Genomic DNA, 25,748 nt, shown 5'->3' with positions numbered 1-25,748 from the left:
CAGCACGCACCATCACGCAAAGGAGCATGACCATATGGGCATCACACCCTTATCGACCCCACCGACGCGAAGAAGGCGAACCCTCCGGGTCGCGTCGGTTCTGGCTGCCGCCACGGTGGCGATCGCCGGAGTGGCAGTGGCCGCGCCGGCGGCTCAGGCCGCGCCCAGCGCCGCAAACACTGTGACAGTGAACGCCGACCAGGCATTCAGGCCGGTCACCCACATGGCGTCGGGCAGCCTGTACGGCCTGGCCGACGCCGACTCGCCATCCAGCGAGTTGATCTCGGCGATCAAGCCGCACACCTTCATCCAAAAGCCGTTCGGCGGCAAGCAGCAGCCCACCGGCGACGTCGGCGATACCTGGAAGGTGGCAGCCGACCACGGTGCCAACGTCGTGATCCGGCTCTCCGACTACTACGCCGGTTGGCCCTATCAGTTCGACTGGGCGACCTGGGATCAGATGGTCACCGATCAGGTGCGCCAGGCCAAGGAGTCGGGCATGACGAACCTGGCTGCCTGGGCGCCGTGGAACGAATCGACCGGAACCTGGGATGCTGCGAAGAACGGCTCGTTCGAGGACTTCTGGGTGCACACCTACAACCTCATCCGCAGCCTCGACCCTGACACGCCGATTCAGGGCCCGAGCTACTCCGACAACATCTCGGAAGCGCGGCAGTTCTTCACCGTGGCCAAGGCGACCAACACCGTGCCTGACATTCTGGCGTGGCACGAGCTCATCCGTTCATCGAAGATCGTCGACGATATGAAGACGATCAGCGGCATTCTGAGCGATCTCGGCATCGCCGAGCGGCCGATCTCGATCGAAGAGTACGCGGCTCCAGCAGAGGCGGGAATCCCCGGGTCCCTCATCGGCTACGTCGCCAAGTTCGAGAGGCTCGGCATCCACGACGCCGAACTTCCGTTCTGGAATCAGTCGGGTACCCTCGGCGACCTGCTCACCGAGCGCGACGGCGTTCCGAACGGCGCCTACTGGATGTACACCTGGTACGCCGATATGTCCGGCGATATGGTCACGACCACGCCGCCGGCGAACAACAACTTCGACGCAGCAGCCTCTGTCACGAGCGACAAGAACCAGGTGGAGGTCATCACCGGCGGCAACAGCGGGGCGACCGCGATCACGGTCGACGGACTCGATCAGCTCGCGGTCGGTTCAAGCGGAAGCGTGAACGTGAAGCTCGAATACACCCCGAGCTACGGACGCACAGTCGCGGTCGACGGACCGGTTACGATCTCGAACACCACCTACGCGGTCGGTTCAGACGGTTCGATCAGTGTGCCCATCACGATGAACCCCGCCTACGGTTACCACATCGTTGTGACTCCGGCCGGAGCAGCGACGGACCTCACCGGTTCCTACACGGTCACGAACGTGAACAGTGGACTCGCTCTCGGCACGGCCGAGGGCGAGTCTGAGACCGGTGCCCTGGCCGCTCAGCGCACGCCGGGGGCAACGGCCGACCAGACCTGGAAGCTGGTCGCTGCCGGATCGGGTCTCTACAAGATGGTGAACGCCACGAGTGGGCTCGTCCTCGGCATGCAGGCCGTCGATGCGAACAACAACACGAAGGTCGTTGTCGCCGCCGATAGTGGAAGCGATGATCAGCTCTGGCAGGCGATTCCGGATGGCAAGGGCGCGTATCGCTTCGGCAACTACGCCACGGGCCGCGTACTCGCCATCGAGGGAATGAGCAAGGACGACGGAGCCCAGGTGGTCCAGTGGCTCGACGGCAACCCCTCGTCGAGCTGCACCGCGGCAGGCCCCCGTCAGCCGGGCAAGCTCGGCGACGCGGTGAACTTCTGCGGCACCAGCGCGTACGTGGCGCTTCCCACCGGAGCTGTGAGCACCCTGACCGGAGACTTCAGTGTCTCGACCTGGGTAAACCCCGCCTCGAGCGGCACCTGGCAGCGCGTGTTCGACATCGGCACAGGAAGTCAGAAGAGCATGTTCTTGACGGTCAACGACGGCTCGAAGGTTCGCTTCGTCATCACGACCGGCGGAGCGGGCGGTGAGCAGCGACTCGTGAGCAGTTCGGGAAGCCTGCCGCTGAACCAGTGGTCGCTGGTGACCGTCACTCTGTCGGGAACCACGGGCAAGCTGTACGTGGGCAGCCAGCTCGTGGCCACTAACGAGAACATGACCGTGCACCCCTCGGACTTCGGGCAGAGCACCCAGAACTATCTAGGCAAGTCGCAGTACTCGTCTGATCCCCCGTTCAACGGTCTGCTCGACGACTTCAACATCTATGACCGCGCCCTCAGCGCCGACGAGGTCCTCAACCTCAGCACGGGCGTCGCCGGCACCGGCAACGTGGTGAAGTACAGTTTCGACGAGAACACCGGCGCGAGCGTTCCGGACTCATCGGGTGCAGCCAGGAATGGAACGATCGTGAACGGCGAAAGCGCGGGCAACGGCACCAACGCCACAACGACGTCGACGGATGCCCAGACGGCCGATCACTTCTGGACCCTGGCCCCCGCCGCAGTCGACCCGGGAACCGGGAGCGGCGAGCCCGGCGGCTCGGGAACGACCAGCCCCGGCTCGCCGTCGGGCCCGGGAGGCAACGCCTCGACCGGAGCGGCCCCGGCGGCGGCAAAACTGGCAGCGACCGGTGGCGACTGGAGCTTCATCGCTCTCCTCGGATTCCTGATGCTCGCCGCGGGCGCACTGGTGCTGCGTCAGAAGTCCAAGGCAACCTTCGTTTGACCCACCTGCCCCGGGTTGCGCCTCGCCTGTCTGCGGAGCGCGACCCGGGTCATCCATTTCTAGGAGAACACCCCGTGACAGCGCCCTCGGCAACACCGTTCGACATCCGCGAGATCCCTTTCAGCCGCAGAGGATCATGGCTCGACATCTCCCCGGTGGTCGCGCTGCACACCGTGCGCGAGAAGCTGCACCTGGTCTCACACAAGACCGGCATGCACGCCATCTTCGTGTTCGAGCCGCTGCAGAACGGCGTTGCCGTCGACGCGGTCGTGGATGCGACGCCCACGACACTGCGTTGGTCGACACCCGAGGGCGAGATCGAGGCTGTCTTCGAGAGCGACAGCGTGCTTCGGCTGCGCGGGCGGTCGGCGCAACTGAGAATCGCGGATGCGACGCCCGAGTTGACACCGTTCAGCGGCACCTACCTCTTCACCGACCCGATCGACGGATCGGCCGTCTTCACCTCGTACGAGACGGGGCGGCGCTATCGCATCACCGCCGTTTCTGGCTCCCTCGCGATTACAGGATCGGAGGCGCTGGGCGCCGGCGAGCGTTCTGTCGACACGACCGGTAGCGAGTGGGAGGTCGCCATCGAGGAGTTCGATGCTGCTCGCGCTCCCTATCGGGCGGCGCAGGCGTTCGACGAGGCCGCGGCGCTCGTGGCTCGAGAGTTCGACGACTACGTCGAGCGCATCGCCTCCTGGCGCAGCGAGCACACGCCAGGCGTCGCAGCGGCCTGCTACGTGCTGTGGTCGGCGACCGTCTCACCGAGCGGCTTTCTCGAAAGAGAGTCGATCTTCATGTCCAAGCACTGGATGGACAAGGTCTGGAGCTGGGATCACTGCTTCAACGCTCTGGCGCTCGCACCGGGCCTGCCCCGCGAAGCCCTCGACCAGTTCCAGATCGTCTTCGATTTTCAGGATGCGAGCGGAGCCCTTCCCGACTCGGTCACCCACTCCGAGGTGCTCTACAACTTCGTGAAACCGCCCATCCACGGCTGGGCCTTCCGCAAGCTCCGCGCCACACTCGAGGCTCCCCTCGAGCGGCAGGCGGTGGCCGACGTCTACGACTCGCTCGTGCGCTGGACGCGATTCTGGCTCGAGCGCAGACGAGTCGAAGGGCACGTGCTTCCGCACTACCAACACGGAAACGACAGCGGATGGGACAATTCGACGACCTTCGATCACGACCGCGTGATCGAGGCACCCGATCTCGCCGCCTTCTTCCTGGTGCAGCTCGAAGTGCTCTCAGAGCTCGCGGCCGAATTGGACCTGGCCGGCGAAGCGGCATCCTGGAACGACGAGGCGAAGGCCGTGCGGAGCGCACTCCTCGATCTGTGGAACGGCGACGCCTTCGTCGCGAAGGCCCCTCTGAACGGTCGCGAGAGCAAGACGAGCTCGCTGCTCAACAAGCTTCCCATCGTCGCGGCCCCCCACCTGCCCGAGGGCATCATCGAGACACTGTCGGCGCGCATCTCTGAACACGTCACCGAATTCGGCCCCGCCACTCAACTGGTCGACAGCGACGAGTACGAGTCAGACGGCTATTGGCGCGGGCCCATCTGGGCGCCCTCGACGGCGATCATCGAAGACGGACTGCGTCGGGCGGGCGAGACCGACCTCGCCGATGCGATCAGCGAACGCTTCCGCCGCCTCTGCGAGCGCTCGGGCTTCGCCGAGAACTTCGATGCTCTGACGGGCGAAGGGCTGCGCGACCGCGCCTACACCTGGACGGCGAGCTGCTACCTTACCTTCGCCCGCGAAGCCGAACAGCGTGGATTCGGCGGCTGAGCACGCTCTAACCGGGTCGCCCGGTCGAGAGGCGCGTGATCAGTCGGGTCTCCAGCTCCATCCGGATGGCCGAGCCGCCGGGCGTCCGAGGTGACGTGGTGCGGTCGGCTTCGCGGAGCATCCGGTATGCGGCCGCGCCCATCTCGACGATCGGCTGTTGCACGGTCGTCATCGGCGGCGTCGCCCAGCCTGACTCCTGGATGTCGTCGAAACCGACGACGCTCAAGCGTTCGGGGATCGACAGGGACGCATCGCGGGCGGCGTCGTAGACGCCCAGCGCCATGAAGTCGGAGCACGCGAAGATCGCCGATGGTCTGGCCGCGCCCGACGAGAGCATGGCTGACGCCATCCGGTGCGCCTGCTCACGATCCCAGTCGCCGTAGGCGAGCCACTCCGCGGGAACAGTGACCCCCTGCTCCCTGAGCGCCGTGACGAAGCCGTCAATTCGCGCGCTGCTCGACAGCTCGGAGCGCCTGCCGCCGACGACTCCGATCCGTGTATGCCCCAGCTCGAGCAGGTGCTCCGCGGCCAGGCGCCCGCCGTCCCAGTTCGTCGCCCCGATGCTGGCGACGTCTGCCGGGGGCCGGGTGATCGGGTCGATGACCACGACGGGGATGTTCGCGGTCGTCAGCATGTTCAGCTGAGCCGCGGTCGTGTCGACGAGAACGATGATCGCTCCCAGCGACGGCCTTCTGAGCAGGCGACGCATCCAGTGGTCGTCGGAACGGGCGACGGTGAGGACGACGTCGATTCCGTCGGCCGCGGCAGCAGCCTCGACACCTTCCAGCACCCGGCTGATCCAGCTCCCTTCGACGTGCTTCACAACGACGTCGATGAGCGGAACTGCGATTCGGCCCTCGTCGCCGAGGCGCGCTCGCGTCTTGCGCCGGTATCCCAGCTCCTGAGCGGACGCCATCACGCGGCGGCGCGTCGACTCCGACACGTCGGTTCCCCCGTTCAGCACTTTCGACACGGTGGGCACGCTGATGCCCGCGAGCGCGGCGATCTGCGCGAGAGTCGGCGACCGCGGCGGGTCGATCGGAGTTGGCATGCGTCGACTCTACATAAGTTGCGCAAGTTTTTGCCGACAAACTCGGTACTTAGGGCTTGTCCGGCGCAGCGGTCTGAGTCAGACTAGACGTCGAACGACGCGAGCACGAACCTAGTTTGCGCAACATCTGCTCGCTTCACCACGCGCGACCCAGCACCTCAAGGACGATGATGACTGACACACAACAGACCGCTCCGGCGAAGAGAGCGCTCGTGGTGCGCGGAGGGTGGGACGGACATCAGCCGGTCGAGGCCACAGAGCTGTTTCTGCCCTTCCTGGCCGCGAACGGCTACGACGTGCGCGTCGAGGAGTCGCCGGCCATCTACGCCGACAACGCATACCTGCCCACCGTCGACCTCATCGTGCAGCTCAACACCATGTCGTCGATCGAAGCCGCAGAGTTCACCGGGTTGAGGGCTGCGATCGAGGCGGGCGCAGGCTTCGCCGGCTGGCACGGCGGCATCGCCGACTCCTACCGAAATAACTCCGATTACCTCCAGATGGTCGGCGGTCAGTTCGCCTCGCACCCCGGCAAGCACCCGAGCGAGCGCACGGGCGAGCAATCCGACAACTACGTTCCCCACATGATCGAGATGACCGAAGCCGCGGCAGCTCACCCCATCACACACGGCATCGGCGACTTCGAGCTGGTGACAGAGCAGTACTGGGTGCTGCACGACGACTACAACGACGTGCTGGCGACCACCACGCAGGCCGTGCGGGAATGGGATCCCTGGAATCGGCCCATCACATCACCCGCCATCTGGACCAGGAACTGGGGCGCCGGGCGCATCTTCGTCTCCACGCCGGGCCACCGGGTCGAGATCCTCGAGAACCCCAACGTCAAGACCATCATCGAAAGGGGACTCCTGTGGGCATCCCGCTGAACGTCGGAATCATCGGCGTCGGAAAGATCAGCGAGCAGTATCTCGCGAATCTCCCAAGCTTTCCCAGTCTTCGGCTCGTGGCCGTCGCCGACCTCGACGAGGCCAGGGCCCGACAGGTCGCCGAACAACACGGCGTTCGCGCGCTGACGGTCGACGAGCTTCTCGACGACGCCGAGGTCGATGCCGTTCTGAACCTCACCATTCCCGCCGCCCACGTCGAGATCGGTACCCGTGCCCTTCTGGCCGGCAAGCACGTCTTCGCAGAGAAGCCTCTGGGTTTGAACGCGGCGGAGGCGGCACCCATGCTCGACCTCGCCGAAGAACTCGGCCTGAGATTCGGCAGCGCGCCCGACACTGTGCTCGGCACAGGCATCCAGACAGCCCGTCGCGCCATCGACTCGGGTCTGATCGGCGAGCCGATCGCGGCGCAGGCCTTCTGGTCGTCGCCCGGCCACGAGTCCTGGCATCCGGCTCCCGCCTTTTACTACCAGGAGGGCGGCGGGCCGCTGCTCGACATGGGTCCGTACTACCTCACCTCACTCGTTCACTTCTTCGGGCCGGTGCTGAGGGTCAGCGGTCTCACCAGCCGTTCGAACCGGATGCGCACGGTCGGTTCGGGCGTGCTGGAGGGCACTGAGATCCCCGTCTCGGTCGACACCCACGTCACCGCCCTCCTCGAACACGCCGGCGGAGTCTCGTCGACCATCACCGTGAGTTTCGAGATCTGGAAAACCCGCTCCCCTCTGTTCGAGGTCTACGGTTCGACCGGAACCCTCGCCGTTCCCGATCCGAATCAGTTCTCTGAGCCCGTGGAACTCGCGCGCAGCGAGACCCGCGAGTGGGAACACCTCCCCGATTCGGCGGGGTACATCGATACGGGACGCGGCGTCGGCCTGGCCGACCTCGCCGAAGCGATCGAGCACGACCTGCCTCACCGCGCTTCGGGTCGACTCGGGCTGCACGTGCTCGAGATCATGGATGCCATCCAGCTCTCCAGCGCTCGGGACGAGGCCATCGCGATCTCCAGTACCGTCGAGCGGCCCGCACCCGTTCCGTTGCGCACGGTCGCAGAGCAGGCGTAGGTCGACCACGACATACGATTCGTCAGCGCCAGTCGGCCAACTCTCGGGCCAGTCGTCCGCGAGCGCGCACAAGGAGGCCGCGCACGGTCGTAACGGGGATCGTCAGCTCGAGCGCGATCGCCGCGTAGCCCAGCTGATCGAGTTGTCGAAGCTCCCAGCATCGGCGCTGAAGCTCGGGCATCGAGTCGAGTATCCGTCTGGCTTCGGATGCGAGTGACTGGCAATGAGCAACCGCTGCGGGGTCGTCATGGAGAGGCACGAGAATGTCGTCGTCGAGGTCGGCACGTCGTCGTGACGTCGCGGAGCGAAGGCGGTCGTAGCTGCGCCGACGCACGGTCGTCACGAGCCAACCGGCGATCGTGTCGCTGTCGACGACACTCTCCGCGTGTGTCCAGGCGGCGAGAAAAGCCTCCTGCACGACGTCGTCGACGTCTGCTGTGCCGCCCAGGGTGCGGCGTGCGACCGAACGGAGCATCGCCGAGTGGCGGTGCACGATCTGCTGGAACATCGCGTCATCCGCATTCGGTGTGCGGGTCGTGGGGATGGTGGCGAGCATGCTGTCTCCAGGTGTCGAACAATATGTGTACGCATAGTTCGGACCACCCGTGAGCTGGGGATTGCCGCGTTCATGCCCCCAAAGCGAGGGACTCGCAATTCGGACGTGTATGCGTCGAATGCAGACGCGTCAAGCAGACGTCGCGAGGTCGTCCGCACAGGAATAGGCTTGTCGATGGCCCGCCTCGCACCGCAGCGAGAGTCGCGGGCTGCGCGCCGCCGGCACTCTGGAGACCCCCTTGACCGAATCTGCTCCCGTCGATCCCACCACCACCGAGGCCTGGAAGAAGCTCGCTGCCATCGCCGATGGCTTCTCGCCCGATCTCCGCGCGTGGTTCGCCGATGACGCCCTCCGCGCCGAGCGCTACACCTTTCAAGCGGCAGACCTCACGGTCGACCTGTCGAAGGGGCTCGTCACCGAGGAGATCCTCGCCAACCTCCTTCAGCTCGCGAAAGACGTCGACGTCTCGGGTCGCTATGCGGCTATGATCGCGGGCGAACACATCAACGTCACCGAAGACCGCGCCGTTCTGCACACGGCTCTCCGACGCCCCAAAGACGGAGAGGGCCTCGTTCCGCCGAAGGGCTTCATCGTCGACGGGCAGGACATCGACGGAGACGTTCACGCCACCCTCGACAAGGTCTACGCGTTCGCCGACAAGGTCCGCTCCGGTGAGTGGACCGGCGTCACCGGCAAGCGCATCGAGACCGTCGTCAACATCGGTATCGGCGGCTCTGATCTGGGTCCGGTCATGGTCTACGAGGCGCTGAAGCCCTACGTGCAGGCCGGCATCGAGGCACGCTTCGTCTCGAACATCGACCCCAACGATGTCTACGAGAAGACGGTGGGTCTCGATCCGGAGACCACGCTCTTCATCGTCGCGTCGAAGACCTTCGGCACCCTCGAGACGCTCACCAACGCCCGGCTCGCCCGCGAGTGGCTGTGGGCCGAGCTGAGTGCCGCTGGCGTTCTCGACGATACCGACGAGGCCCGCAAGGGCGCCGTCGCCAAGCACTTCGTCGCCGTCTCGACCGCCCTCGACAAGGTCGAGGCATTCGGCATCGACCCGCAGAACGCCTTCGGATTCTGGGACTGGGTGGGCGGCCGGTACTCGGTCGACTCCGCCATCGGCACCTCCGTCGTGATCGCCATCGGGCCCGACAACTGGCGCGAGTTCCTCGCCGGATTCCACGCCGTCGACGAGCACATGCGCACCGCCCCGCTCGAAGCCAACGTGCCCGTCCTGATGGGTCTGCTGAACGTCTGGTACACGAACTTCCTCGGAGCACAGAGCCACGCCGTTCTGCCCTATGCCCAGTATCTGCACCGCTTCGCCGCCTACCTGCAGCAGCTCACGATGGAGTCGAACGGCAAGAGCGTGCGATGGGACGGCTCGCCCGTCACCAGCGATACCGGAGAGATCTTCTGGGGTGAGCCCGGCACGAACGGTCAGCACGCGTTCTACCAGCTCATCCACCAGGGCACTCGTCTCATCCCCGCCGATTTCATCGCGGTGGCCAACCCGGCGCATCCGCTGAAAGACGCCACGGGCGATGGCGCGGGCGTCGAGCCTGGCCAAGACGTGCACACCCTGTTCATGGCCAACTTCTTCGCGCAGACCAAGGCGCTCGCCTTCGGCAAGACGGCCGACGAGGTGCGCGCCGAGGGCACCAAGGAGTCCGTCGTTCCCGCACGGGAGTTCGCGGGCAACAAGCCGACGACGTCGATTCTGGCTCCTGCTCTGACCCCCAGCGTGGTGGGCCAGCTCATCGCGCTGTACGAGCACATCGTCTTCGTCGAGGGTACGGTCTGGGGAATCGACTCGTTCGATCAGTGGGGGGTGGAGCTCGGCAAGCAGCTCGCTCTGCAGATCACGCCTGCGGTAGCCGGCGATGCCGCGGCCCTCGAGAGCCAGGACTCGTCGAGCAAGTCACTCATCGCGAAGTATCTCGAGTTGCGCGACTAGGAGAACAGGAGAGCCGCCCATGGCCGGTCGCATCGAAATCGATCTGTTCAGCACACTCGACGGTGTGATGCAGGCCCCGGGCGGCCCCGAGGAAGACCCGTCGGGCGGATTCACCTTCGGCGGATGGCAGGCGCCGATGAACGATCCGGCTGTCGGCGATCAGGTGATCGACGGCATCCGGCGCATGGACGCTCTTGTGCTGGGCCGACGCACCTACGAGATCTTCGCCGCGTATTGGCCGAAGCAGCTCGACGGCCCCGGCGGCGCCGAGAACGAGATCGCCTCGGCGTTCGACGCGATCCCCAAGTACGTCGCCTCACGCTCGGAGCCTGCCCTGACGTGGAACGATTCCCACCTGCTCGGGCCCGACATCGCATCCGAGATCGAGATGCTGCGCGAGCGCCATCGCGAGATCCACGTGATCGGCAGCGTCGACTTCGCTCGCACCCTGATCGCGGAGTCGCTCTACGATCAGTTGAACCTCTGGGTCTACCCGATCGTCCTCGGCTCCGGCAAACGCCTCTTCCCGGCCGATGGCCCGGCCGTCAGGCTAGAACCGACCTCGTCCTCGACGATCTCACCGGACGGGACGCTCCTGCTGCGCTATCGGCCGACGGGCGAGGTGCCCGCGACGGGCGACATGACCTGAGCTTCGCGCTCAAAGGAATGGCGTGGCAGCGGCGCTGCGCGACCTCATCGAACGTGAGGCTCGTCCCGAGCAACGACGCCGCCAACTGACTGCAACGGTAGTTCGTCGGAGGCGTGCGCCATGTGGGACTTGACGCGGCGGTTCCCGAGTGATTCACACCCGCCGATCGTAGACTTCGACGTATGAACCTCGACGACATTCCCATCACCACGACCACCGGCGAAGAGACGACGCTGGGCGCGTTCGACGGGGTCAGATTGATCGTCAACGTGGCGAGCCGCTGCGGTCTCGCGCCGCAATACGAGAAGCTCGAGACGCTGCAGAAGACTTACGGCGACAAGGGCTTCACGGTGCTCGGCTTCCCGAGCAACCAGTTCCTGCAAGAACTCTCCACCGACGAGGCGATCCAGGAATACTGCTCGATGACGTGGGGCGTCACGTTCCCGATCTTCGAGAAGATCAGGGTCAACGGCCGCAACGCGCACCCGCTCTACAAGGAGCTCACGAAGACGCCCGACGTCAACGGCAAGACCGGGCGCATCAGCTGGAACTTCGAGAAGTTCGTGGTGACCCCTGACGGTGCGGTGCACCGCTTCAGCCCCCGCACCGAGCCCGACGACCCCGCCATCCTCGAGGTGATCGAGAAGTCGCTGCCCGCCGCGACCCAGTAGCAACAGTGCGGAAAAATCCGGCGACGGACTCCGCGGAGCACCGCGCGGAGGCGTTGAAGGAGCGCGTCTACGTCACTTTCACGAGCCTCGCGGTCGTCTTGGCGATGCAGTCGCACTCCGCTGAGGAGCTGAGCGCTGGCGAGGCGGCATCGACCCTCAGCATCACGGTGTTCGGCACCCTGCTGGCGGTCTTCGTGGCCGACGTCGTCTCGCATCTCGCGGTGCACGCGACTGTGCCGACGGCCACGGAGATCCGGCGGATGGCAGCGGTGAGCTTCGGGGCCTTCGCTACGGCTGTGCTCCCTCTCCTCTTCATCGGGTTCGCCGCTCTTGATCGCTGGAGCGTCGACGCGGCCCTGCGCGCATCCACCATCGCGCTCACCATCTCGCTGATCGCCATCGGCTTCCTCGCCGCGCGCCGGGTGAAAATGGCCTGGTGGCAACGCCTCGTCGTGCTGGGCGCGGAGTTCGCCGTCGGCGCGGCGGTCGTGGGTCTCGAACTGCTCGCTCACGGGTGAGCACTCGTAGGCTTGATACATGGGCGGCCCCACGGAACCTCGTGACTCGCGACTGAACGTCGCTCGCTACCAGGTCGACAAGTTGACCCCTGAGAGCGAACGCGACGACACGAGCGACGCGGGTCAGCCGACGATGGAGCAGCGGGCGCAGATCGTCGAGATCTCGATCCAGCAGGCCATGCGACGGGGCGACTTCGACGACCTTCCCGGTGCCGGAAAACCGCTGACCGGACTGCAGAACGCCTACGATCCCAATTGGTGGATCAGGCAGAAGATCGAACGCGAGCGACTCACCGGCCTCGGTCCACCCGCTTTGACGTTGCGCACGGAGGACGCTCAGCTCGAGGAGAGGCTCGATGGCGCCCCCTCGGAAGACGCCGTTCGCAGCATGCTGAACGACTTCAACGCCCGCATCATCGAGGCGCGCCGGCAGCTGCAGGGCGGACCGCCGGTGGTCACGTCCCCACGCGACGTCGACGTCGAGGTGCAACGTTGGCGCGAACGGCGGGATGCGCGTTACCGGCAATACACGGAAGCTCGGGAACGCGAGGAAGCCGCCTATAGAGCCATGGGATGGCGCGAGCGCCGCCGTGCGCGGCGCTCACGACGCTGAGCTCGACCTCCGCCGCCCTGATGATCTTCGACGAACCCACCAACAACCTCGATACAGTGAGCGTCGATCATCTTGTGATCGAGCGATTTAGGCTGACCATAGCCATGGGCAGCAGCACGTGCAACCCCATTGCACCCGAAGCGATGGGAGAACGAGAGTAGTCAAATGAGAGAGCTTCACTATGGGGGCGGAACCCTGGTCGTCGGCCGAGAGGTCTGCACGGCTGTGTTCGACTACGCCCTGGCGTTGGCACGAGTCGGCAGGTCCGACCTGATCACCGTGCCGATTCTGGTGAACGGTCAGATCGACGAGTCGAACATCCTGTTGGGGCCGACCACGCAGATCTACTGCACGCCCGCAACCCAGACGGCCGAGGGGCTCGACGACTCATCCAAGGTCACCGAACTGCGCGAGCGCATCGCGTCGTTGCACCGACCGATCACCGCGATTTCGGGTGATGGCGCCGTCTACCCGGATTTCGAACTCGAATACTGACCAGCCCGCGCTACAGTGCTGGTCATGGTGATCCGACCGACCGGCAAGACTCCCGTAAGGGAGCGGCGCCGCGGCTGACCAGAATCCCGGCGATCTCGCCCGGCTCGTCACGTTCAGCGACGCGGTCGTGGCGATCGCCGCGACCTTGCTCGTGTTGCCCCTCGCCGAGAATGCCACTCGCGGGGGAACGCCCACCCTCGGCGAGATCGTCGGCGAAAGCGGCGGTCAGATTCTGCTGCTGCTCCTCGGGTTCTTCGTGATCTGCCGATTCTGGCTCAATCATCACGACATCATGCGCAACCTCGTCACATTCGACGCGCCTCTGTTCTGGGCGAACGCGGTGTGGATGGTGTCGATCGTCCTGCTGCCGTTCACGACCGGCCTGATCGGAACATCCGATAGCAGCGACCCGGCCACCACCGGCGTGTACATCGGCAACATGCTCATCACCTGTCTGGCCGCACTGACGATGCAATGGCACGTCAAGCGCACCCCGTCTCTGCAGAGTCCCGAGAGCCGAGGCACGGCGCGCCTGACCGGTGGCGTGGTCGCATCCGTCGCGTTGACCGTCGCGCTGGTGCTCGCCGTGCTGGTGCCCGCTATCGGGCCGTGGTCGCTTCTGCTTCTCGCCGTCGACGGGTTCGTGACGAAAGCGCTCCGCCGCAGAACAGAAAAGCCGGGTTCACCGCGAACATGACGCGGTAAACCCGGCGGTTCTTGCCGAGACTCAGTCGTTAGGCGACCGACTCCTCCCTGCGGGGCAGCTTCCAGCCCGGGCGCACGTAGTGGCACGTGTACCCGTTGGGGTACTTCTCGAGGTAGTCCTGGTGCTCCTCCTCGGCCTCCCAGAAGTCGCCCGCCGGCTCGACCTCGGTGACGACCTTCGCGGGCCAGAGACCGGATGCGTCGACGTCGGCGATCGTGTCGAGCGCGACCTGCTTCTGCTCGTCTGAGGTGTAGAAGATGGCCGAGCGGTAGCTCTCGCCCACGTCGTTTCCCTGGCGGTTCTTCGTCGACGGGTCGTGAATCTGGAAGAAGAACTCGAGCAGGTCGCGGTAGCTGATCTGCGAGGGATCGAACACGATCTCGAGGGCCTCGGCATGGGAGCCGTGGTTGCGGTAGGTGGCGTTCGGGGTGTTGCCGCCGGAGTATCCGGTGCGGCTGGAGATGACTCCCGGGCGCTTGCGGATCAGGTCCTGGACGCCCCAGAAGCATCCGCCGGCCAGAATGGCGGTTTCAGTGGTCGTGGTCATCGTGAGATCTCCTCGGTGCTTGTGGATGCGGTGGGTGTGGATGTGGTGAACAGGCCGCGGTAATCACCGTAGCCCTCCTTCTCGAGGTCTGCCTCTGCGATGAAGCGAAGCGACGCGGAGTTGATGCAGTAGCGAAGTCCCCCGGCCTCGACAGGACCGTCGTCGAAGACGTGTCCGAGGTGGCTGTCTCCCTGGGCAGAACGCACCTCGGTGCGCACCATGCCGAAGGCCTTGTCTGTCTTGATCACGATGTTGTCGGGATCGATCGGGACGGTGAAGCTGGGCCAGCCGGAACGGCTGTCGTACTTGTCGGTCGATGCGAACAGGGGCTCCCCCGACACGATATCGACGTAGAGGCCGGCGTCTTTCTTGTCCCAGAACTCGTTCTGGAAGGCGGGCTCTGTTGCGTCGTCTTGGGTTACTCGGCGCTGCTGTCGGGTGAGGCGGGCGATCGCCTCCGGGCTCTTGACGTACTGGGCTGACACTGTTGTCTCCTTGTGGGTGCGCGGCTGGCTGCCGCGGTTATCAGGTAGAACAGGCAGGCCTCGTCGGATGTTCCACGGTCGGCGAACACTCAGGAATCGAACGTCGCGACCTCTGCGGCATGGCGAAGGCGGGCATCCTCGCTCTCTGCCCACCGGGCTGTAACCGACTCGGCGCGCACCCGGTCGCGGTCTCCGAGACCGCCGAGGAGTGGACTGATCACGTCGCGCGCGAGAACGCGGGCGAGTTCATCGACGGCGCTCGATCGAAGGAAGCCCTCGAGTCTCGTGAGGTCAGACACCACGAGCACGTCGAGATGGGTTTGTAGAATGATGGTCGCCGCGAGTCGCCGTTCGTATACCTCGACCGCCCAGAGCAGCGAGCTCAAGGCCGTGACCTCGTCGTGCGTGAGCACCGCGAATCGGCGCAGCGTGTCGCGAAGGGTGGCTCGGATCGCCCCCACCGACGTGCCGTAGTAGCCGATGCCGTCGCCGAGCAGCGCACGATGCTCTTCGGCGCGCTGCCACGACGACTCGTACTGCAACGCCTCGTCGATGAGCCCACAGGCCTCGACAGCGCGCTGCGCCTCCATTACTCGCTCTCGGCGACCAGGGTGCCCATCACATCGAAGAACGCGTTGTACCCGATCGCGGTCTGCTCGAGCTGTCCCTCGTCGAAGCCGGGAGATTCCTGCTTCATGACCATCTGGGTGCCGTCTCCGACCTCCGCGAGGTCGACCGTGATCACGCCGCGGGCGTCGAGCGCAGGATTGTCGGTGATCGTCATGACGAGGCGGTTCGGGGCATCGACCTCGAGGTATTCGCCCACCCAGCTGATCGATGTGTCGTCGGGCAGCTTCATGACCGCCTGCCACGAACCTCCGGGGCGGACATCCATCGACAGGGTCTCGGCGGGCACGTCGACGCCGTCGGTACCGAACCATACCGCGAACTTCTCGGGGTCGGTCCACGCATCGAAGACGGCTTGCGGCGTCGCCGCGAATGATCGGGTGATGCTGAGTTCTGCCATGGACCTACTCCTCGTCGGTACTGATCTGCAGTGGACACTACCCGGTTCGCCCGGGTGGCGTCATCGACCCACCGGCCGCAGCCGACTCATCCACGGCTAGTGAGGCCGTCTCGATCGGCACGTCCGTCTTCTCGCTGCGCACGAAACCGATTCCGACCAGGATGAGCACGCCGCCGAGCAGCTGAGGCAGAGTGAGCTGCTCACCCAGCAGAAGCCACGCATAGAACGTGGCTGCGACGACTTCGAGCAGGCCCACGAACGAGGCGAGCCTCGAGCCGAGTATTGCGGTGGCCGTGATACTCGCCGCGTAGGCGACCCCTGTCGACACGATCCCGACCAGCAGCAGAGGAATCCACCAGGGTGTCGCATTGCCGAAGAGCACGACGTCGGCGACCGAGGCAGTGAACGGAACCAGCCCCGTGAGGCCGACGGCTCCGAGTGCGAGTCCTCCGATGAGAAGGCCGGCGGCCGCGAGCGCCACCGGCGGAAGGCCGTCGTCGGGACGCGCCGCGACGAGGTAGAACACGGCGCATCCCACCATCGCGGCGACGGCGAGCGTCAGCCCGAGCACGTCGAGACTCGCCGCTCCGCCGGGCGACACGACCATCACCAGGCCGGCGAGCGCGACGACCGAGCCGACGAGAACGACGACCTTCGGCATCCGGCGCGTGCGCGCCCACGCGAGGGCGACGAGCAGTAGCGGCGCCATGTACTCGATGAGGATGCCGGTGCCCACCGGGATTCGTTGGATCGCAGCGAAGTAGAGGAGCTGGGTTCCTGCGACGCCGATGAGCGCCATCGCGAGAACGCGGCCCCGCGAACGCCACAGAGCCGACCAGCGGCCGCGCAGTAAGAGGATGGTGACGGGCGCGAGCACCACGGCACCGACCAGCGCGCGCACGGTGACCGCGGCGGCCGGGCTCCAGCCTGCCTCGAGCAGGGGCTTCACGAGGGCGCCGGACGTGCCGAATGTGGCGGCGGCGATGACGGCGATGACCAGACCCGCCGAAGTTGACGACCGTTGCATGCGATTCCCTTTCACCGGCTGTTGAGATGCTCTGATCCAGACGCTAGTCTCACAGTGAGTAAGGAGTCAATTTGCATTTTGCCCCTGACACAGAAGACATCCTCGGTTTCATCGTCACCCTCGGAAATACGGTCGCCGGTGCCTCACGGACCGGCGCGGACGAGATCGCCACGCCGGTGCAGCTCACGGAGCTTCTCGACGCGCACGGCTACACGGGCCGTTTCGACCGCGACGAGCGGGAACTCGCGCAGGTGCATCGCGTCCGCACGCAACTCCGACACGTCTGGAACCTCGAACGCGACGCGGCCGCGGTCGAAGTCAACGCGATGCTGCGGCAGACCCGCGCGCTCCCCCAGCTCGTTCGCCACGATGCCTTCGACTGGCACCTGCACGCGTCCGACGACGACGAACCCCTGGCCGATCGCATCCTCAGCGAGGCCTCGCTGGCCTTCATCGACGTGATCCGCACCGATGAGATGACCCGGCTCCGCTCGTGCGCGGCATCCGATTGCGAGGGCATCTTCGCCGACCTCTCGCGCAATGGTTCGAAGAGATTCTGCAGCGTGCGCTGCGGCAACCGCATGAACATGATCGCGTTTCGCGAGCGCGCCGCGGCCGACAGCACCTAGCCTCACGCAGATAGCCTTGTCGCATGGCACGAACGATCTCCACCAACACCTCCGTCGACCGCGAGGGCATGCTCGAATTCGTGCGCCCACGACACCGGATGCTCGTGGCCACGACGCGCGCAGACGGCCGGCCCCAGATGTCGCCGGTCTCCGGCGGAGTCGACGACGAGGGCCGGATCGTGATCTCCACGTATCCCGCACGCGCGAAGACCCGCAACGCCGAGCGCCGCTCGGACGTCTCGGTACTGGTGCTCTCGGACGACTGGAACGACGCCTGGATCCAGGTCGACGGCGATGCCGAGGTGCTGCACATGCCAGAGGCGTCCGACGCGCTCGTCGACTACTACCGCAGCATCGCCGGCGAGCACCCCGACTGGCAGGAGTACCGCGCCGCCATGGCCCTCCAGAACAAGTCGCTGCTGCGCATCACGCCCACTCGCTGGAGCCCTGTCTCCACGGGAGGATTCCCGGCAGACGTCGCGGCGCGCCTCGACGGAGCCTGAGCCGCCTCGGCCGTCTAATCGGCGCGAGTATCAGAGGATTCCGAGGTGGTCGAGGAGAATCCGGGTGCCGATGAGGATGAGGATCACCCCACCCGCGATCTCAGCGGGGCGCCGGAATTTGACGCCCGCCCTATGGCCGATCACGATTCCAGCGAGAGTGAGCACGAACGTCGTTACTCCGATGAGAACGGCCGTCTCGGTGATCGAGATCGCGAGGAAGGCGAACGACAGGCCCACCGCGAGCGCGTCGACACTCGTGGCCACCGAGAGCACCAGGAGTTCGCGAATCTTCAATCGATCGTCGACTTCTTTGTCCTCAGGGTTCGAGAACGCCTCCCACAACATCTTTCCGCCGATGAGGCCGAGAAGCACGAAGGCGACCCAGTGGTCGATGCCCGTGATGTACGACGCGAACTGCGTGCCGAGCAACCACCCGATGACCGGCATCACGCCCTGGAACAGGCCGAACGCCGCGGCGATGACGAGCGCATTGCGCAGGTTGAATCGGCGCATGTGCATGCCCTTGCCGAGAGCGATGGCGAACGCGTCGGCCGAGACTCCGAGCGCAACGAAGAAGACAGACCAGAGGGCCATGCGATGGGAGACCTTTCACGACGAACAAGAAGTACTGCTCGTCGTTGAGGCTTCAAGAATGCCAGCCGGCCTCCGCGCTGAGCGCCGAAAAGCCCGGATTCACGGCTTTTCGGGCTGCCTAACCGCCGGGGCTGGAGCGTGCGGCGCGTCGTCGTTCCACGTCTTGACGATGGCCCATCCGACGGCGGCGATCGGTACGGCGAGCACCGCTCCCGTGATGCCGCCGAGGATCGTTCCTGCGGTGAGGGCGACCAGGATGACGAGGGGGTGCAGTTTCAGCGACTGCGCCATGACCACGGGCTGCAGGAAGTTGCCCTCGAGCTGGTTGACGACCACCACGATGATGACCACGATGAGGGCGACTACGGGGCCGTTCGCCACCAGGGCGACGAGTGCGGCGAGGATTCCCGCGGCGGTCGCACCCACGATGGGGATGAACGCGGTGACGAACACGATCACGGCGAGCGGCAGGGCCAGGGGGACGCCGAGAATCGCGAGGCCGATGCCGATGCCGGCCGCGTCGACGAAGGCGATGATGGCGGTCCCACGAACATAGCCACCCAGAACGCGAACTGCGGTCGCGCCGATCCGCTCTCCGCGGGCCTTGCGGTGACCTCGGAACGGGCGCAGGAAGAAGGCCCAGATCGTGGGTCCGTCTTTGAGGAAGAAGAACAGGATGACGACGGCCAGCGCGGCGCCCGTGGCCAGTTCACCCACGACAGACGCGCCGGCCAGCGCACCCGATCCTGCCTGGCTGCTCGTCGCGAAGTCGATCAGCGCCTGCTTGCCCGACTCGATCTGCGATGCATCGACGGGTATCGGCCCGTTCGTGATGAAGTCCTGCAGCTGATCGAGGCCGTCCTTGGCCGATGACGCCAGCGTGTCCCACTGGCCGCGCACGGCGAAGACGATGAGCGTGACGAGGCCGCCGATCACGAGGATGCCCGCGAGCAGCGTGAGCCAGGTCGCGAGAATCGCCGACATGCCTCGGTTCTTGAGGAACCGCATGATGGGAGACGCCGCCGCCGCGATGATGAGCGCGATCAGCACGGGAATCACCACGAGCTTGAGCTGCACGAGCGCGAACACGACGATCACGGCCAGCGCCAGCACGATGATGATCTGGCCACTGCGAATGGCCAGAGCCCCCATCTTGTCGGTGAGCAAGGAACGCAGAGACGGAGTAGCCGAGGGCTCACCAGAGGGAACGGTCATATACACACCCTAGGGAAAGATCGAATATTGCCATCCCCCTAGACTTGGCCGGTGTCGACCAGCCCAGATCTTGCGAGCGGGGCACCGGCCTCGCGAGCAGGAGGCCGAGCGCTCGCTCTCGTCGGCATCGTTCTCGTCGCCGTGAATCTGCGCACGGCCGTGGCAGCACTGTCGCCGATCTTCTCCCAGATCAGCGTCGACGTTCCCGTCGACAGCGTGGGCGTGGGCCTCCTCGGAACGCTTCCTCCGCTCTGCTTCGCCGCCTTCGGACTGCTGGCCCCCGTTCTGAAGCGGCACCTGCGCCTCGAGACCCTGTTGATCGTCGCACTGGGCGCCATCCTGATCGGGCACCTGGCTCGCGGCCTCGCACCGAATTACGCCGTTCTCGCCCTGGCGAGCGTGCTCACCTTCGCCGGCATGGGCGTGGCGAACGTGGTTCTTCCGCCGGTCGTCAAGAAGTACTTCCCCGCCTCGATCGGCCCGCTCACCTCGATGTACGTCACGATCATGGCGCTGTTCAGTCTGATCCCGCCGCTCGTCGCGGTGCCCGTGGCCGACTCGATCGGCTGGCGCGTCAGTGTCTCGATGTGGGCGGCGCTCGCCGTGGTCGCGATCGTTCCGTGGCTCGGTCTGTGGATGCGCGACCGCCGGGCGGCGGCGACGGCCGCACCGGCGGCATCCGATTCGCGCCTCGACGCCGAGCCGCTGCCGGAGATCTCACCCGCCCTCGTCGGCCGGGTGTGGCGCTCGCCCCTGGCCTGGTCGATGGGCTTGCTCTTCGGCATGACGAGCCTCAACGTCTACGCTGCCTTCGCGTGGCTTCCCGAACTCTTGACGGACCTCGCCGGGGTGTCACCTGCTCAGGCGGGAGTTCTGCTCTCGCTGTACGCCGGTATGGGCATTCCGTTCTCCCTCGCCGTGCCGATTCTCGCGAGCCGGATGCGATCGGTGGCGCCGCTGATCGCGCTCGGGATCGTCTGCTTCGCGGCCGGGTACGCAGGCCTCCTGCTCGCGCCGGCCGCGCTTCCCTGGGTATGGGTGGCGCTCGTCGGCGCCGGGCCGCTGACGTTTCCTCTCGTGCTCGTTCTCGTCGGGTTGCGGAGCCGCACGCCGCAGGGAACCGTCGCGCTCAGCGGGTTCACGCAGGGTGTGGGCTACGCGCTCGGGGCACTGGGACCGCTGCTCGTCGGCGTTCTGCACGAGCTCTCCGGAGGCTGGACCGCACCCCTCGCGTTCCTGCTGCTCACCCTCGTCGTCATCGCTGTCGCGGGCCGAGTGGTCGCACGGCCCCGGATGCTCGAAGACGACTGGCACCGCACGGCCCGCGACGAAGACCCCCGGCGGTGAGATGACGCGTACGGCGGCTCGTCACCCGGGCAAACTCGTCAGATGCGCCACCTCAGCATCACAACTGAGCGTGTCAGCTCGGTGAGATGTCGCAGAGTGTGGTCCAGGGTCGGGCGAGGTCGCCCTTCGTGCCATGTCAGTCTCGGAACGCTGCGTCCGCAGACGGGCTCAGGCTAGGTGACCAGCGCGGAGAGCGCTAACGGCGCCGCTCGTAGCTCAGGAAACGGTAGCGGGTGCCGGTGCGCGACTCGACCCACTCGGTCTCGTGTGCGACCTGCCACACAGCGTGATCGATCGTGGGCGCTCTCGTGTCGCCCGCGACGTCGAGGTCGACCTCGGTGACCTCGAGCCGGGATGCACGCGCCAGCGACTGCGCGTAGATCTCGCCGCCTCCGATCACCCAGACCGGGGCCGATGTGTCGTCGGAACCGCCGGCATCCAGAATCTCGTCGAGCGAATGCGCGATCTCGGCACCGTCTGCCGACCAGGCGGCGTCGCGGGTCACGACGACGTTGCGACGGCCCGGCAGAGGTCGGAACCGCTCAGGCAGGGACTGCCAGGTGCGCCGCCCCATCACAACCGTGCCGCCGAGCGTGACCTCTTTGAAGTGCGCGAGGTCTTCGGGCAGGTGCCACGGGATCGTGCCGGCGTCGCCGATGACTCCCCCACGGGCCTCGGCCCAGATGAGCGCGATGGTCATACGGCGACAGGCGCCTTGATGGCGGGGTGGTGCACGTAGTCGACGATCTCGAAGTCGTCGTACCGGTAGTCGAAGATGCTGTCGGGAGTGCGCGTGATGCGCAGCTTCGGCAGCGCGTACGGCTCGCGGGTGAGCTGCTCGGTGACCTGTTCGACATGGTTGTCGTAGATGTGACAATCGCCGCCGGTCCAGATGAAGTCGCCGACTTCGAGGCCCGCCTGCTGCGCCACCATGTGGGTCAGCAACGCGTAGCTCGCGATGTTGAAGGGCACGCCGAGGAACAGGTCGGCGCTGCGCTGATAGAGCTGGCACGAGAGCTTGCCGTCGGCGACGTAGAACTGGAAGAGGGCGTGGCAGGGGGCGAGGGCCATCTCGGGGATCTCGGCGACGTTCCATGCCGAGACGATGATGCGCCGCGAATCCGGGTCGCTCTTCAGGGTCTCGATCACCTGCGCGATCTGATCGATGTGACCACCCGACGGGGTGGGCCAAGAGCGCCACTGCACCCCATAGACCGGGCCGAGCTCGCCGTCGGCGTCGGCCCACTCGTCCCAGATGGTCACGCCGTTATCGCGCAGCCATCCCACGTTGCTCTCCCCGCGCAAGAACCAGAGGAGTTCGTAGGCGATCGACTTGAAATGCACCCGCTTGGTGGTGATCAAAGGAAAGCCCTCGCTCAGATCGAAGCGGAGCTGCGCGCCGAACACGCTGGTCGTTCCTGTGCCCGTGCGGTCGGACTTGGCAGCCCCCGTCTCAAGCACATGGCGCAACAGATCTTCGTAGGGCGTCTGAAGTGTGGGCACCCTGCGAGCTTAATCGAACGGATGCCCTGACGGGACGAACTATCCTTGCTTGACGATGATCACTCGACGAGAAGCCGCCCTCCGCCTCGACATCTCGATGGAGATGGCGCGCAGACACGGCATCGCCGCCAAGATCTCCGAGACCGAGCTCACGGAGATGAACGACAACCCTCCGCCGTGGTTGGCGCAGTCGCGGGCGAATCGCACGGGCAAGAAGGCCGTCTGGGTGCAGCTGCGCTGCGATGTCTGCGGCTTCGAGGAGTCGGTTCGCCCGAAGAAGTGGTGGCCCGAGTTCACCTATCTCACCTGCGATCACCACAGCATCGGCGACATTCCGCTGCCGGCCGACGGCCTCAAGCGCAGTGAGCTCGACGGCATCGGCACACGCTTCATCGCGATCATCGACGCCTGAGCCACCTCCGAGCTTCCTCCGCATGACCCCCATTCGGGGCTGATCCCGGGCAGGATGGAGGGATCGAGAGAAGGGAAGCACCATGCCTGGAAGCACCACCCCCGACTTCATGCCGATCCTCTTCTGGATCGTCGGCGGCATCATCGCCCTGGTCTTCGTCATTGTGGTCGTCAGCGTGATCGCCAACGTAATGCGTGCACGCCGCGCCGGGCACAATCCGCTCACGATGCAGACCGACATCGCGACGAAGCTGCTCGACAGCGACATGCTGAGTTCGCAGCCCAGCGTCGAGGCGCGGCTCGAAAAGATCGAACAGTTGCGCGCGGCCGGCACCATCAGCAGCAACGAATACGACGTCGCTCGCGCCCGGCTGTTGACGCAGCTGTAGCGCTTCGGTCAGCACCTTCGCCGTGCGCGGACGAGCGCGCCAGTAACGTGATGGCATGGGTGCGATGAACGAGCTGATCAATCAGGGCACGGTCCGCAGCCTCGCGAAAATCCTCAGCGGAGCCGATGGCGAGTGGCTCGCTGTCGAAAAGGCAGCCGAGCGGGTCGACGGCCTACAGTTGCGTGCGCGCAGCGATCTCGTCGCGCAGGCGATCCTGTCCGACAACGACACCGTGATCGACGACGAGGCCTCCGGGTATGACAGGTTGGCCGTAACGATTCGACGAGCGCTCGAGACCGCCAGCTTCACCGGCTGGATGATCTGGCCCGTGTCAGAGGCGGTCACAACAGCCGCGCGTCGCGGGTACTCGAACGACTCTCGTGAGGCTCAGGAGCGCTTCGATGATGGGCTTCTCCTCCTGGCGGAGTTGACTCCACGACTCACCGCAGAGTTCGCCATCCGGCGATTCCTCGCCTCGGATCTCGATCGCGCGTTGACGAACATCCTGCCCTGGACGCGCAGTCCCGACGAGCATGTGCGGCGCCTCGCCTCCGAGGGCACCCGCCCGTTCCTGCCGTGGGCGGTGCGCGTCGCCTCACTCACCTCGTCACCCGAGAAGACGGTGCCGATTCTCGATGCCCTCCGCACAGATCCGAGTGAGTATGTGCGCCGCTCGGTCGCCAACCATCTGAACGACCTCAGTCGACAGAGCCCGGCGCTGGTCGCGCAGACGGCTGAGCGCTGGCTCGCCGAACCCGACGAGAACACGGCGTGGGTCGTTCGGCACGGTCTCCGGACTCTGATCAAGAAAGCCGACCCCGGCGCGTTGGCGCTGATGGGCTTCTCGGATGCCACGCTGCGGGTCTCGCCGATCGCGCTCGCCGACGAGATGGTGACTCTGCCGGGGTCACTCGCCCTCTCGTTCAGCATCACCAACGCGGGCGATGACGCCGCGAGACTCGCGATCGACTACGTCGTCTCGTACGTCAAGAGCTCCGGCGCGCTGGCGGAGAAGGTGTTCAAACTCAGCACCAGAGACGTGCAACCCGGCGAGACTCTGGTGCTGCGCAAGCGGCACGCCATCCATCAGATGACCACCCGCGTGCACTACCCGGGCACCCACGTGATCGAACTGCAGATCAACGGGCGGCGCTACTCGCGTCGCTCCTTCGAGGTCGAGATCCCGTCGTCGCTCGCTTCGAGTTGAGCGCCCGGCCGATCGGGAGCTGCGCCCGCGCTCGCGCTCGCCGCCGCAGAGACACGCGAACGCAGACGACGCGGTACAACCACCCACAGCAGCGTGACGAGGAGCAGCACGCCGACGCCGGCGACGATGCCACCCGCGCGGCCGAACACGAAGTCGAAGATGAGCATGGCCGTTCCGGCCAGGGTGACGGCGACACCGGTCATGGTCAGCTGAAGGAAGCGGTCTGTCGCGCCCACGATCGTCGCCTTCGCGTGCTGTCGAAAGAGAATGCGGTGCAGGCTCACCGGGGCGAGCCCCATTACGGTCGTGAGAATGGTGACGACCACGAGCGAGGCGTAGACGACTTTCTGGTAGTCGTCGAGGTCGGTGAACCTGCTCTGAAAGACAGCGGCGAGAAGAAATCCGGTGAGAATCTGCGTTCCGGTCTGGATTACCCGCAGTTCCTGAAGAATCTCGTCCCAGTTGCGATCGAGCCTCTCGGTCAGTGTCTCGCGGCGACCGTCGTTCGGGTCGGCATCCAGATCATCGGGGCCGGTCTTCGTGTCCACGATCACTCCTCACGCTGCGTGTGCCGCCAGAGTATCGAAAAGTGCTCGGCGGGTCAGTGAAGAATGAGCTCGAAGCACAGCGACTGCGGCATATGTTCGGCATAGGGCGCATAGACAGGGATCGGCGTGAATCCGAGGCTGGAGTACAGACCCACGGCTTCGGGCTGACGGTCACCCGCCTGCAGGATGAGGCGCCGGGCACCACCCTGTCGCGCGATGTCGATGATCTCGTTCATCAGCGCGCGACCGAGACCTCGCCCGCGTCGCGTGCCGTCGACGATGACCCTCTTGACCTCCCACTCCGCGCCCGAATCGGTCTGCAGCATCCGAAGCCCGGCGTGCGCGACGGGCACGCCATCGTCGACGAGCAGTACCGTGTCGACGACCGTCGACTCGTCGACCGCGAGCGCACGGTGGATCGCCTCCGACAACTCGGCGTCGGCCGGGCTCGACAAGCCGTACCGCACCTGCATCTCCGCATCCATGACGTCGCGAAGCGCGATCGCTCGTGGATCGGACCAGGCGACGTGGTGAATCTGGAGTTCGATCATTTCGGGCATCAGACAATCCTCGCAAACAAATAGGCGTTTTGTCCTTGTGCGGC

Annotated in this window: 29 protein-coding genes and 1 pseudogene; 17 read left to right on the top strand and 13 right to left on the bottom strand. The window is 65.8% G+C overall.

Annotation, left to right across the window (positions count from 1 at the left end):
* Window positions 1–34: 34 nt before the first annotated feature.
* Together CCK87_RS01700 and CCK87_RS01695 are read left to right on the top strand one after the other, a co-directional pair.
* Entirely contained in the window at window positions 35–2,728 is a 2,694-nt protein-coding gene (locus tag CCK87_RS01700) for a LamG-like jellyroll fold domain-containing protein (protein WP_086459789.1), read from the top strand.
* Between the two features lie 74 nt (window positions 2,729–2,802).
* Window positions 2,803–4,518, top strand: a complete 1,716-nt coding sequence (locus CCK87_RS01695; RefSeq protein WP_086459788.1) for a glycogen debranching protein — start codon at window positions 2,803–2,805, stop codon at window positions 4,516–4,518.
* A 7-nt stretch (window positions 4,519–4,525) separates the two neighbouring features.
* On the opposite strand, the gene CCK87_RS01690 is transcribed toward CCK87_RS01695, so the two are convergent.
* Window positions 4,526–5,569, bottom strand: coding sequence for a LacI family DNA-binding transcriptional regulator (locus CCK87_RS01690; protein WP_212638176.1), 1,044 nt, complete (start codon window positions 5,567–5,569; stop codon window positions 4,526–4,528).
* A 170-nt stretch (window positions 5,570–5,739) separates the two neighbouring features.
* Between CCK87_RS01690 and CCK87_RS01685 the strand changes: the two genes are divergently transcribed.
* Together CCK87_RS01685 and CCK87_RS01680 are read left to right on the top strand one after the other, a co-directional pair.
* On the top strand, window positions 5,740–6,456 hold the full coding sequence (locus CCK87_RS01685) for a ThuA domain-containing protein (RefSeq protein WP_086459787.1): 717 nt from the start codon (window positions 5,740–5,742) through the stop codon (window positions 6,454–6,456).
* Entirely contained in the window at window positions 6,441–7,538 is a 1,098-nt protein-coding gene (locus CCK87_RS01680) for a Gfo/Idh/MocA family oxidoreductase (RefSeq protein ID WP_086459786.1), read from the top strand. The genes CCK87_RS01685 and CCK87_RS01680 overlap by 16 nt, the downstream gene beginning before the upstream one ends.
* Window positions 7,539–7,560: 22 nt before the next feature.
* Here the strand turns inward: CCK87_RS01680 and CCK87_RS01675 are convergent, their stop codons facing one another.
* Window positions 7,561–8,094 carry an RNA polymerase sigma factor gene (locus tag CCK87_RS01675; protein ID WP_086459785.1) on the bottom strand — a complete coding sequence of 178 codons (534 nt, stop codon included), beginning with the start codon at window positions 8,092–8,094 and terminating at the stop codon, window positions 7,561–7,563.
* A gap of 238 nt (window positions 8,095–8,332) precedes the next feature.
* Between CCK87_RS01675 and pgi the strand changes: the two genes are divergently transcribed.
* The 7 genes and pseudogenes from pgi to CCK87_RS01635 form a co-directional block, all read left to right on the top strand.
* Window positions 8,333–10,060 carry a glucose-6-phosphate isomerase gene (pgi, locus tag CCK87_RS01670; protein WP_086459784.1) on the top strand — a complete coding sequence of 576 codons (1,728 nt, stop codon included), beginning with the start codon at window positions 8,333–8,335 and terminating at the stop codon, window positions 10,058–10,060.
* A 19-nt stretch (window positions 10,061–10,079) separates the two neighbouring features.
* Complete coding sequence (locus CCK87_RS01665; RefSeq protein WP_086459783.1) at window positions 10,080–10,709, top strand: dihydrofolate reductase family protein; 630 nt, start codon at window positions 10,080–10,082, stop codon at window positions 10,707–10,709.
* Window positions 10,710–10,891: 182 nt separating this feature from the next.
* Window positions 10,892–11,380, top strand: coding sequence for a glutathione peroxidase (locus CCK87_RS01660; protein ID WP_086459782.1), 489 nt, complete (start codon window positions 10,892–10,894; stop codon window positions 11,378–11,380).
* A gap of 5 nt (window positions 11,381–11,385) precedes the next feature.
* Window positions 11,386–11,898, top strand: a complete 513-nt coding sequence (locus CCK87_RS01655; protein ID WP_086459781.1) for a hypothetical protein — start codon at window positions 11,386–11,388, stop codon at window positions 11,896–11,898.
* A gap of 19 nt (window positions 11,899–11,917) precedes the next feature.
* Complete coding sequence (locus CCK87_RS01650) at window positions 11,918–12,511, top strand: DUF1992 domain-containing protein (RefSeq protein WP_086459780.1); 594 nt, start codon at window positions 11,918–11,920, stop codon at window positions 12,509–12,511.
* Between the two features lie 165 nt (window positions 12,512–12,676).
* Window positions 12,677–13,006 carry a hypothetical protein gene (locus CCK87_RS01640; RefSeq protein ID WP_086459778.1) on the top strand — a complete coding sequence of 110 codons (330 nt, stop codon included), beginning with the start codon at window positions 12,677–12,679 and terminating at the stop codon, window positions 13,004–13,006.
* Between the two features lie 112 nt (window positions 13,007–13,118).
* Window positions 13,119–13,703: pseudogene (locus CCK87_RS01635) on the top strand (TMEM175 family protein); the annotation flags it as partial.
* 37 nt (window positions 13,704–13,740) lie between these two features.
* On the opposite strand, the gene msrA reads toward CCK87_RS01635, so the two are convergent.
* The 5 genes from msrA to CCK87_RS01610 all read right to left on the bottom strand — a co-directional run bounded on the left by msrA (window position 13,741) and on the right by CCK87_RS01610 (window position 16,798).
* A complete protein-coding gene (gene msrA / locus CCK87_RS01630) occupies window positions 13,741–14,259 on the bottom strand; it encodes a peptide-methionine (S)-S-oxide reductase MsrA (RefSeq protein ID WP_086459776.1) in 519 nt (172 codons plus the stop codon).
* Entirely contained in the window at window positions 14,256–14,744 is a 489-nt protein-coding gene (gene msrB, locus CCK87_RS01625) for a peptide-methionine (R)-S-oxide reductase MsrB (protein ID WP_086459775.1), read from the bottom strand. The genes msrA and msrB overlap by 4 nt, the downstream gene beginning before the upstream one ends.
* An 89-nt stretch (window positions 14,745–14,833) precedes the next feature.
* The gene (locus CCK87_RS01620) at window positions 14,834–15,334 is read right to left on the bottom strand and encodes a DNA alkylation repair protein (RefSeq protein WP_086459774.1); all 501 of its coding nucleotides are present in this window, start codon (window positions 15,332–15,334) and stop codon (window positions 14,834–14,836) included.
* On the bottom strand, window positions 15,334–15,771 hold the full coding sequence (locus CCK87_RS01615) for an SRPBCC domain-containing protein (protein ID WP_086459773.1): 438 nt from the start codon (window positions 15,769–15,771) through the stop codon (window positions 15,334–15,336). The genes CCK87_RS01620 and CCK87_RS01615 overlap by 1 nt, the downstream gene beginning before the upstream one ends.
* Window positions 15,772–15,808: 37 nt before the next feature.
* Window positions 15,809–16,798: a DMT family transporter gene (locus CCK87_RS01610; RefSeq protein WP_086459772.1), complete on the bottom strand. Its 990-nt coding sequence runs from the start codon at window positions 16,796–16,798 to the stop codon at window positions 15,809–15,811.
* A gap of 71 nt (window positions 16,799–16,869) precedes the next feature.
* Here CCK87_RS01610 and CCK87_RS01605 point away from each other — a divergent pair, with 71 nt between their 5' ends.
* Both CCK87_RS01605 and CCK87_RS01600 read left to right on the top strand, forming a co-directional pair.
* On the top strand, window positions 16,870–17,427 hold the full coding sequence (locus tag CCK87_RS01605; protein ID WP_086459771.1) for a CGNR zinc finger domain-containing protein: 558 nt from the start codon (window positions 16,870–16,872) through the stop codon (window positions 17,425–17,427).
* A 23-nt stretch (window positions 17,428–17,450) separates the two neighbouring features.
* Window positions 17,451–17,930, top strand: a complete 480-nt coding sequence (locus CCK87_RS01600; RefSeq protein ID WP_086459770.1) for a PPOX class F420-dependent oxidoreductase — start codon at window positions 17,451–17,453, stop codon at window positions 17,928–17,930.
* Between the two features lie 30 nt (window positions 17,931–17,960).
* On the opposite strand, the gene CCK87_RS01595 is transcribed toward CCK87_RS01600, so the two are convergent.
* Both CCK87_RS01595 and CCK87_RS01590 read right to left on the bottom strand, forming a co-directional pair.
* Window positions 17,961–18,524, bottom strand: coding sequence for a manganese efflux pump MntP family protein (locus CCK87_RS01595; protein ID WP_086459769.1), 564 nt, complete (start codon window positions 18,522–18,524; stop codon window positions 17,961–17,963).
* A 99-nt stretch (window positions 18,525–18,623) separates the two neighbouring features.
* Window positions 18,624–19,739 (bottom strand): AI-2E family transporter, encoded by a 1,116-nt coding sequence (locus CCK87_RS01590; RefSeq protein WP_086459768.1) that lies wholly within the window; start codon window positions 19,737–19,739, stop codon window positions 18,624–18,626.
* A gap of 51 nt (window positions 19,740–19,790) precedes the next feature.
* Between CCK87_RS01590 and CCK87_RS01585 the strand changes: the two genes are divergently transcribed.
* Window positions 19,791–21,086 (top strand): MFS transporter, encoded by a 1,296-nt coding sequence (locus CCK87_RS01585; protein ID WP_086459767.1) that lies wholly within the window; start codon window positions 19,791–19,793, stop codon window positions 21,084–21,086.
* A 196-nt stretch (window positions 21,087–21,282) separates the two neighbouring features.
* On the opposite strand, the gene CCK87_RS01580 is transcribed toward CCK87_RS01585, so the two are convergent.
* Both CCK87_RS01580 and CCK87_RS01575 read right to left on the bottom strand, forming a co-directional pair.
* Window positions 21,283–21,786, bottom strand: coding sequence for a dihydrofolate reductase (locus tag CCK87_RS01580; RefSeq protein WP_086459766.1), 504 nt, complete (start codon window positions 21,784–21,786; stop codon window positions 21,283–21,285).
* Window positions 21,783–22,589, bottom strand: a complete 807-nt coding sequence (locus CCK87_RS01575; protein ID WP_086459765.1) for a thymidylate synthase — start codon at window positions 22,587–22,589, stop codon at window positions 21,783–21,785. The genes CCK87_RS01580 and CCK87_RS01575 overlap by 4 nt, the downstream gene beginning before the upstream one ends.
* Before the next feature lie 55 nt (window positions 22,590–22,644).
* Here CCK87_RS01575 and CCK87_RS01570 point away from each other — a divergent pair, with 55 nt between their 5' ends.
* The 3 genes from CCK87_RS01570 (at window position 22,645) to CCK87_RS01560 (ending at window position 24,596) form a co-directional block, all read left to right on the top strand.
* On the top strand, window positions 22,645–23,001 hold the full coding sequence (locus CCK87_RS01570; RefSeq protein ID WP_086459764.1) for a hypothetical protein: 357 nt from the start codon (window positions 22,645–22,647) through the stop codon (window positions 22,999–23,001).
* Window positions 23,002–23,083: 82 nt separating this feature from the next.
* Window positions 23,084–23,389: an SHOCT domain-containing protein gene (locus tag CCK87_RS01565; RefSeq protein ID WP_086459763.1), complete on the top strand. Its 306-nt coding sequence runs from the start codon at window positions 23,084–23,086 to the stop codon at window positions 23,387–23,389.
* 55 nt (window positions 23,390–23,444) lie between these two features.
* Window positions 23,445–24,596 carry a DNA alkylation repair protein gene (locus CCK87_RS01560; RefSeq protein WP_086459762.1) on the top strand — a complete coding sequence of 384 codons (1,152 nt, stop codon included), beginning with the start codon at window positions 23,445–23,447 and terminating at the stop codon, window positions 24,594–24,596.
* Here the strand turns inward: CCK87_RS01560 and CCK87_RS01555 are convergent.
* Together CCK87_RS01555 and CCK87_RS01550 are read right to left on the bottom strand one after the other, a co-directional pair.
* Window positions 24,542–25,144: a DUF6328 family protein gene (locus tag CCK87_RS01555; RefSeq protein ID WP_349289978.1), complete on the bottom strand. Its 603-nt coding sequence runs from the start codon at window positions 25,142–25,144 to the stop codon at window positions 24,542–24,544. The two genes, CCK87_RS01560 and CCK87_RS01555, sit on opposite strands and share 55 nt — an antisense overlap.
* A gap of 53 nt (window positions 25,145–25,197) precedes the next feature.
* The gene (locus CCK87_RS01550) at window positions 25,198–25,704 is read right to left on the bottom strand and encodes a GNAT family N-acetyltransferase (RefSeq protein WP_086459761.1); all 507 of its coding nucleotides are present in this window, start codon (window positions 25,702–25,704) and stop codon (window positions 25,198–25,200) included.
* Between the last annotated feature and the right edge of the window lie 44 nt (window positions 25,705–25,748).

Source organism: Agreia sp. VKM Ac-1783, from assembly GCF_900177765.1.
Lineage (GTDB): Bacteria > Actinomycetota > Actinomycetes > Actinomycetales > Microbacteriaceae > Agreia.
The sequence above is the reverse complement of the archived record's forward strand: the minus strand, read 5'-3'. Positions and strand labels throughout refer to the sequence as shown.

Bases quoted from the DNA above. Each gene is read 5' to 3' on its own strand.
- CCK87_RS01700 (WP_086459789.1), top strand. From the start codon at position 35: ATGGGCATCACACCCTTATCGACCCCACCGACGCGAAGAAGGCGAACC.
- CCK87_RS01650 (WP_086459780.1), top strand. From the start codon at position 11,918: ATGGGCGGCCCCACGGAACCTCGTGACTCGCGACTGAACGTCGCTCGC.
- CCK87_RS01565 (WP_086459763.1), top strand. From the start codon at position 23,084: ATGCCTGGAAGCACCACCCCCGACTTCATGCCGATCCTCTTCTGGATC.
- CCK87_RS01640 (WP_086459778.1), top strand. From the start codon at position 12,677: ATGAGAGAGCTTCACTATGGGGGCGGAACCCTGGTCGTCGGCCGAGAG.
- CCK87_RS01690 (WP_212638176.1), bottom strand. From the start codon at position 5,569: ATGCCAACTCCGATCGACCCGCCGCGGTCGCCGACTCTCGCGCAGATC.
- CCK87_RS01675 (WP_086459785.1), bottom strand. From the start codon at position 8,094: ATGCTCGCCACCATCCCCACGACCCGCACACCGAATGCGGATGACGCG.
- CCK87_RS01620 (WP_086459774.1), bottom strand. From the start codon at position 15,334: ATGGAGGCGCAGCGCGCTGTCGAGGCCTGTGGGCTCATCGACGAGGCG.
- CCK87_RS01600 (WP_086459770.1), top strand. From the start codon at position 17,451: ATGGCACGAACGATCTCCACCAACACCTCCGTCGACCGCGAGGGCATG.
- CCK87_RS01570 (WP_086459764.1), top strand. From the start codon at position 22,645: ATGATCACTCGACGAGAAGCCGCCCTCCGCCTCGACATCTCGATGGAG.
- msrA (WP_086459776.1), bottom strand. From the start codon at position 14,259: ATGACCACGACCACTGAAACCGCCATTCTGGCCGGCGGATGCTTCTGG.
- CCK87_RS01615 (WP_086459773.1), bottom strand. From the start codon at position 15,771: ATGGCAGAACTCAGCATCACCCGATCATTCGCGGCGACGCCGCAAGCC.
- CCK87_RS01595 (WP_086459769.1), bottom strand. From the start codon at position 18,524: ATGGCCCTCTGGTCTGTCTTCTTCGTTGCGCTCGGAGTCTCGGCCGAC.
- CCK87_RS01560 (WP_086459762.1), top strand. From the start codon at position 23,445: ATGGGTGCGATGAACGAGCTGATCAATCAGGGCACGGTCCGCAGCCTC.
- CCK87_RS01580 (WP_086459766.1), bottom strand. From the start codon at position 21,786: ATGACCATCGCGCTCATCTGGGCCGAGGCCCGTGGGGGAGTCATCGGC.
- CCK87_RS01685 (WP_086459787.1), top strand. From the start codon at position 5,740: ATGACTGACACACAACAGACCGCTCCGGCGAAGAGAGCGCTCGTGGTG.
- CCK87_RS01665 (WP_086459783.1), top strand. From the start codon at position 10,080: ATGGCCGGTCGCATCGAAATCGATCTGTTCAGCACACTCGACGGTGTG.
- CCK87_RS01660 (WP_086459782.1), top strand. From the start codon at position 10,892: ATGAACCTCGACGACATTCCCATCACCACGACCACCGGCGAAGAGACG.
- CCK87_RS01590 (WP_086459768.1), bottom strand. From the start codon at position 19,739: ATGACCGTTCCCTCTGGTGAGCCCTCGGCTACTCCGTCTCTGCGTTCC.
- CCK87_RS01550 (WP_086459761.1), bottom strand. From the start codon at position 25,704: ATGCCCGAAATGATCGAACTCCAGATTCACCACGTCGCCTGGTCCGAT.
- CCK87_RS01610 (WP_086459772.1), bottom strand. From the start codon at position 16,798: ATGCAACGGTCGTCAACTTCGGCGGGTCTGGTCATCGCCGTCATCGCC.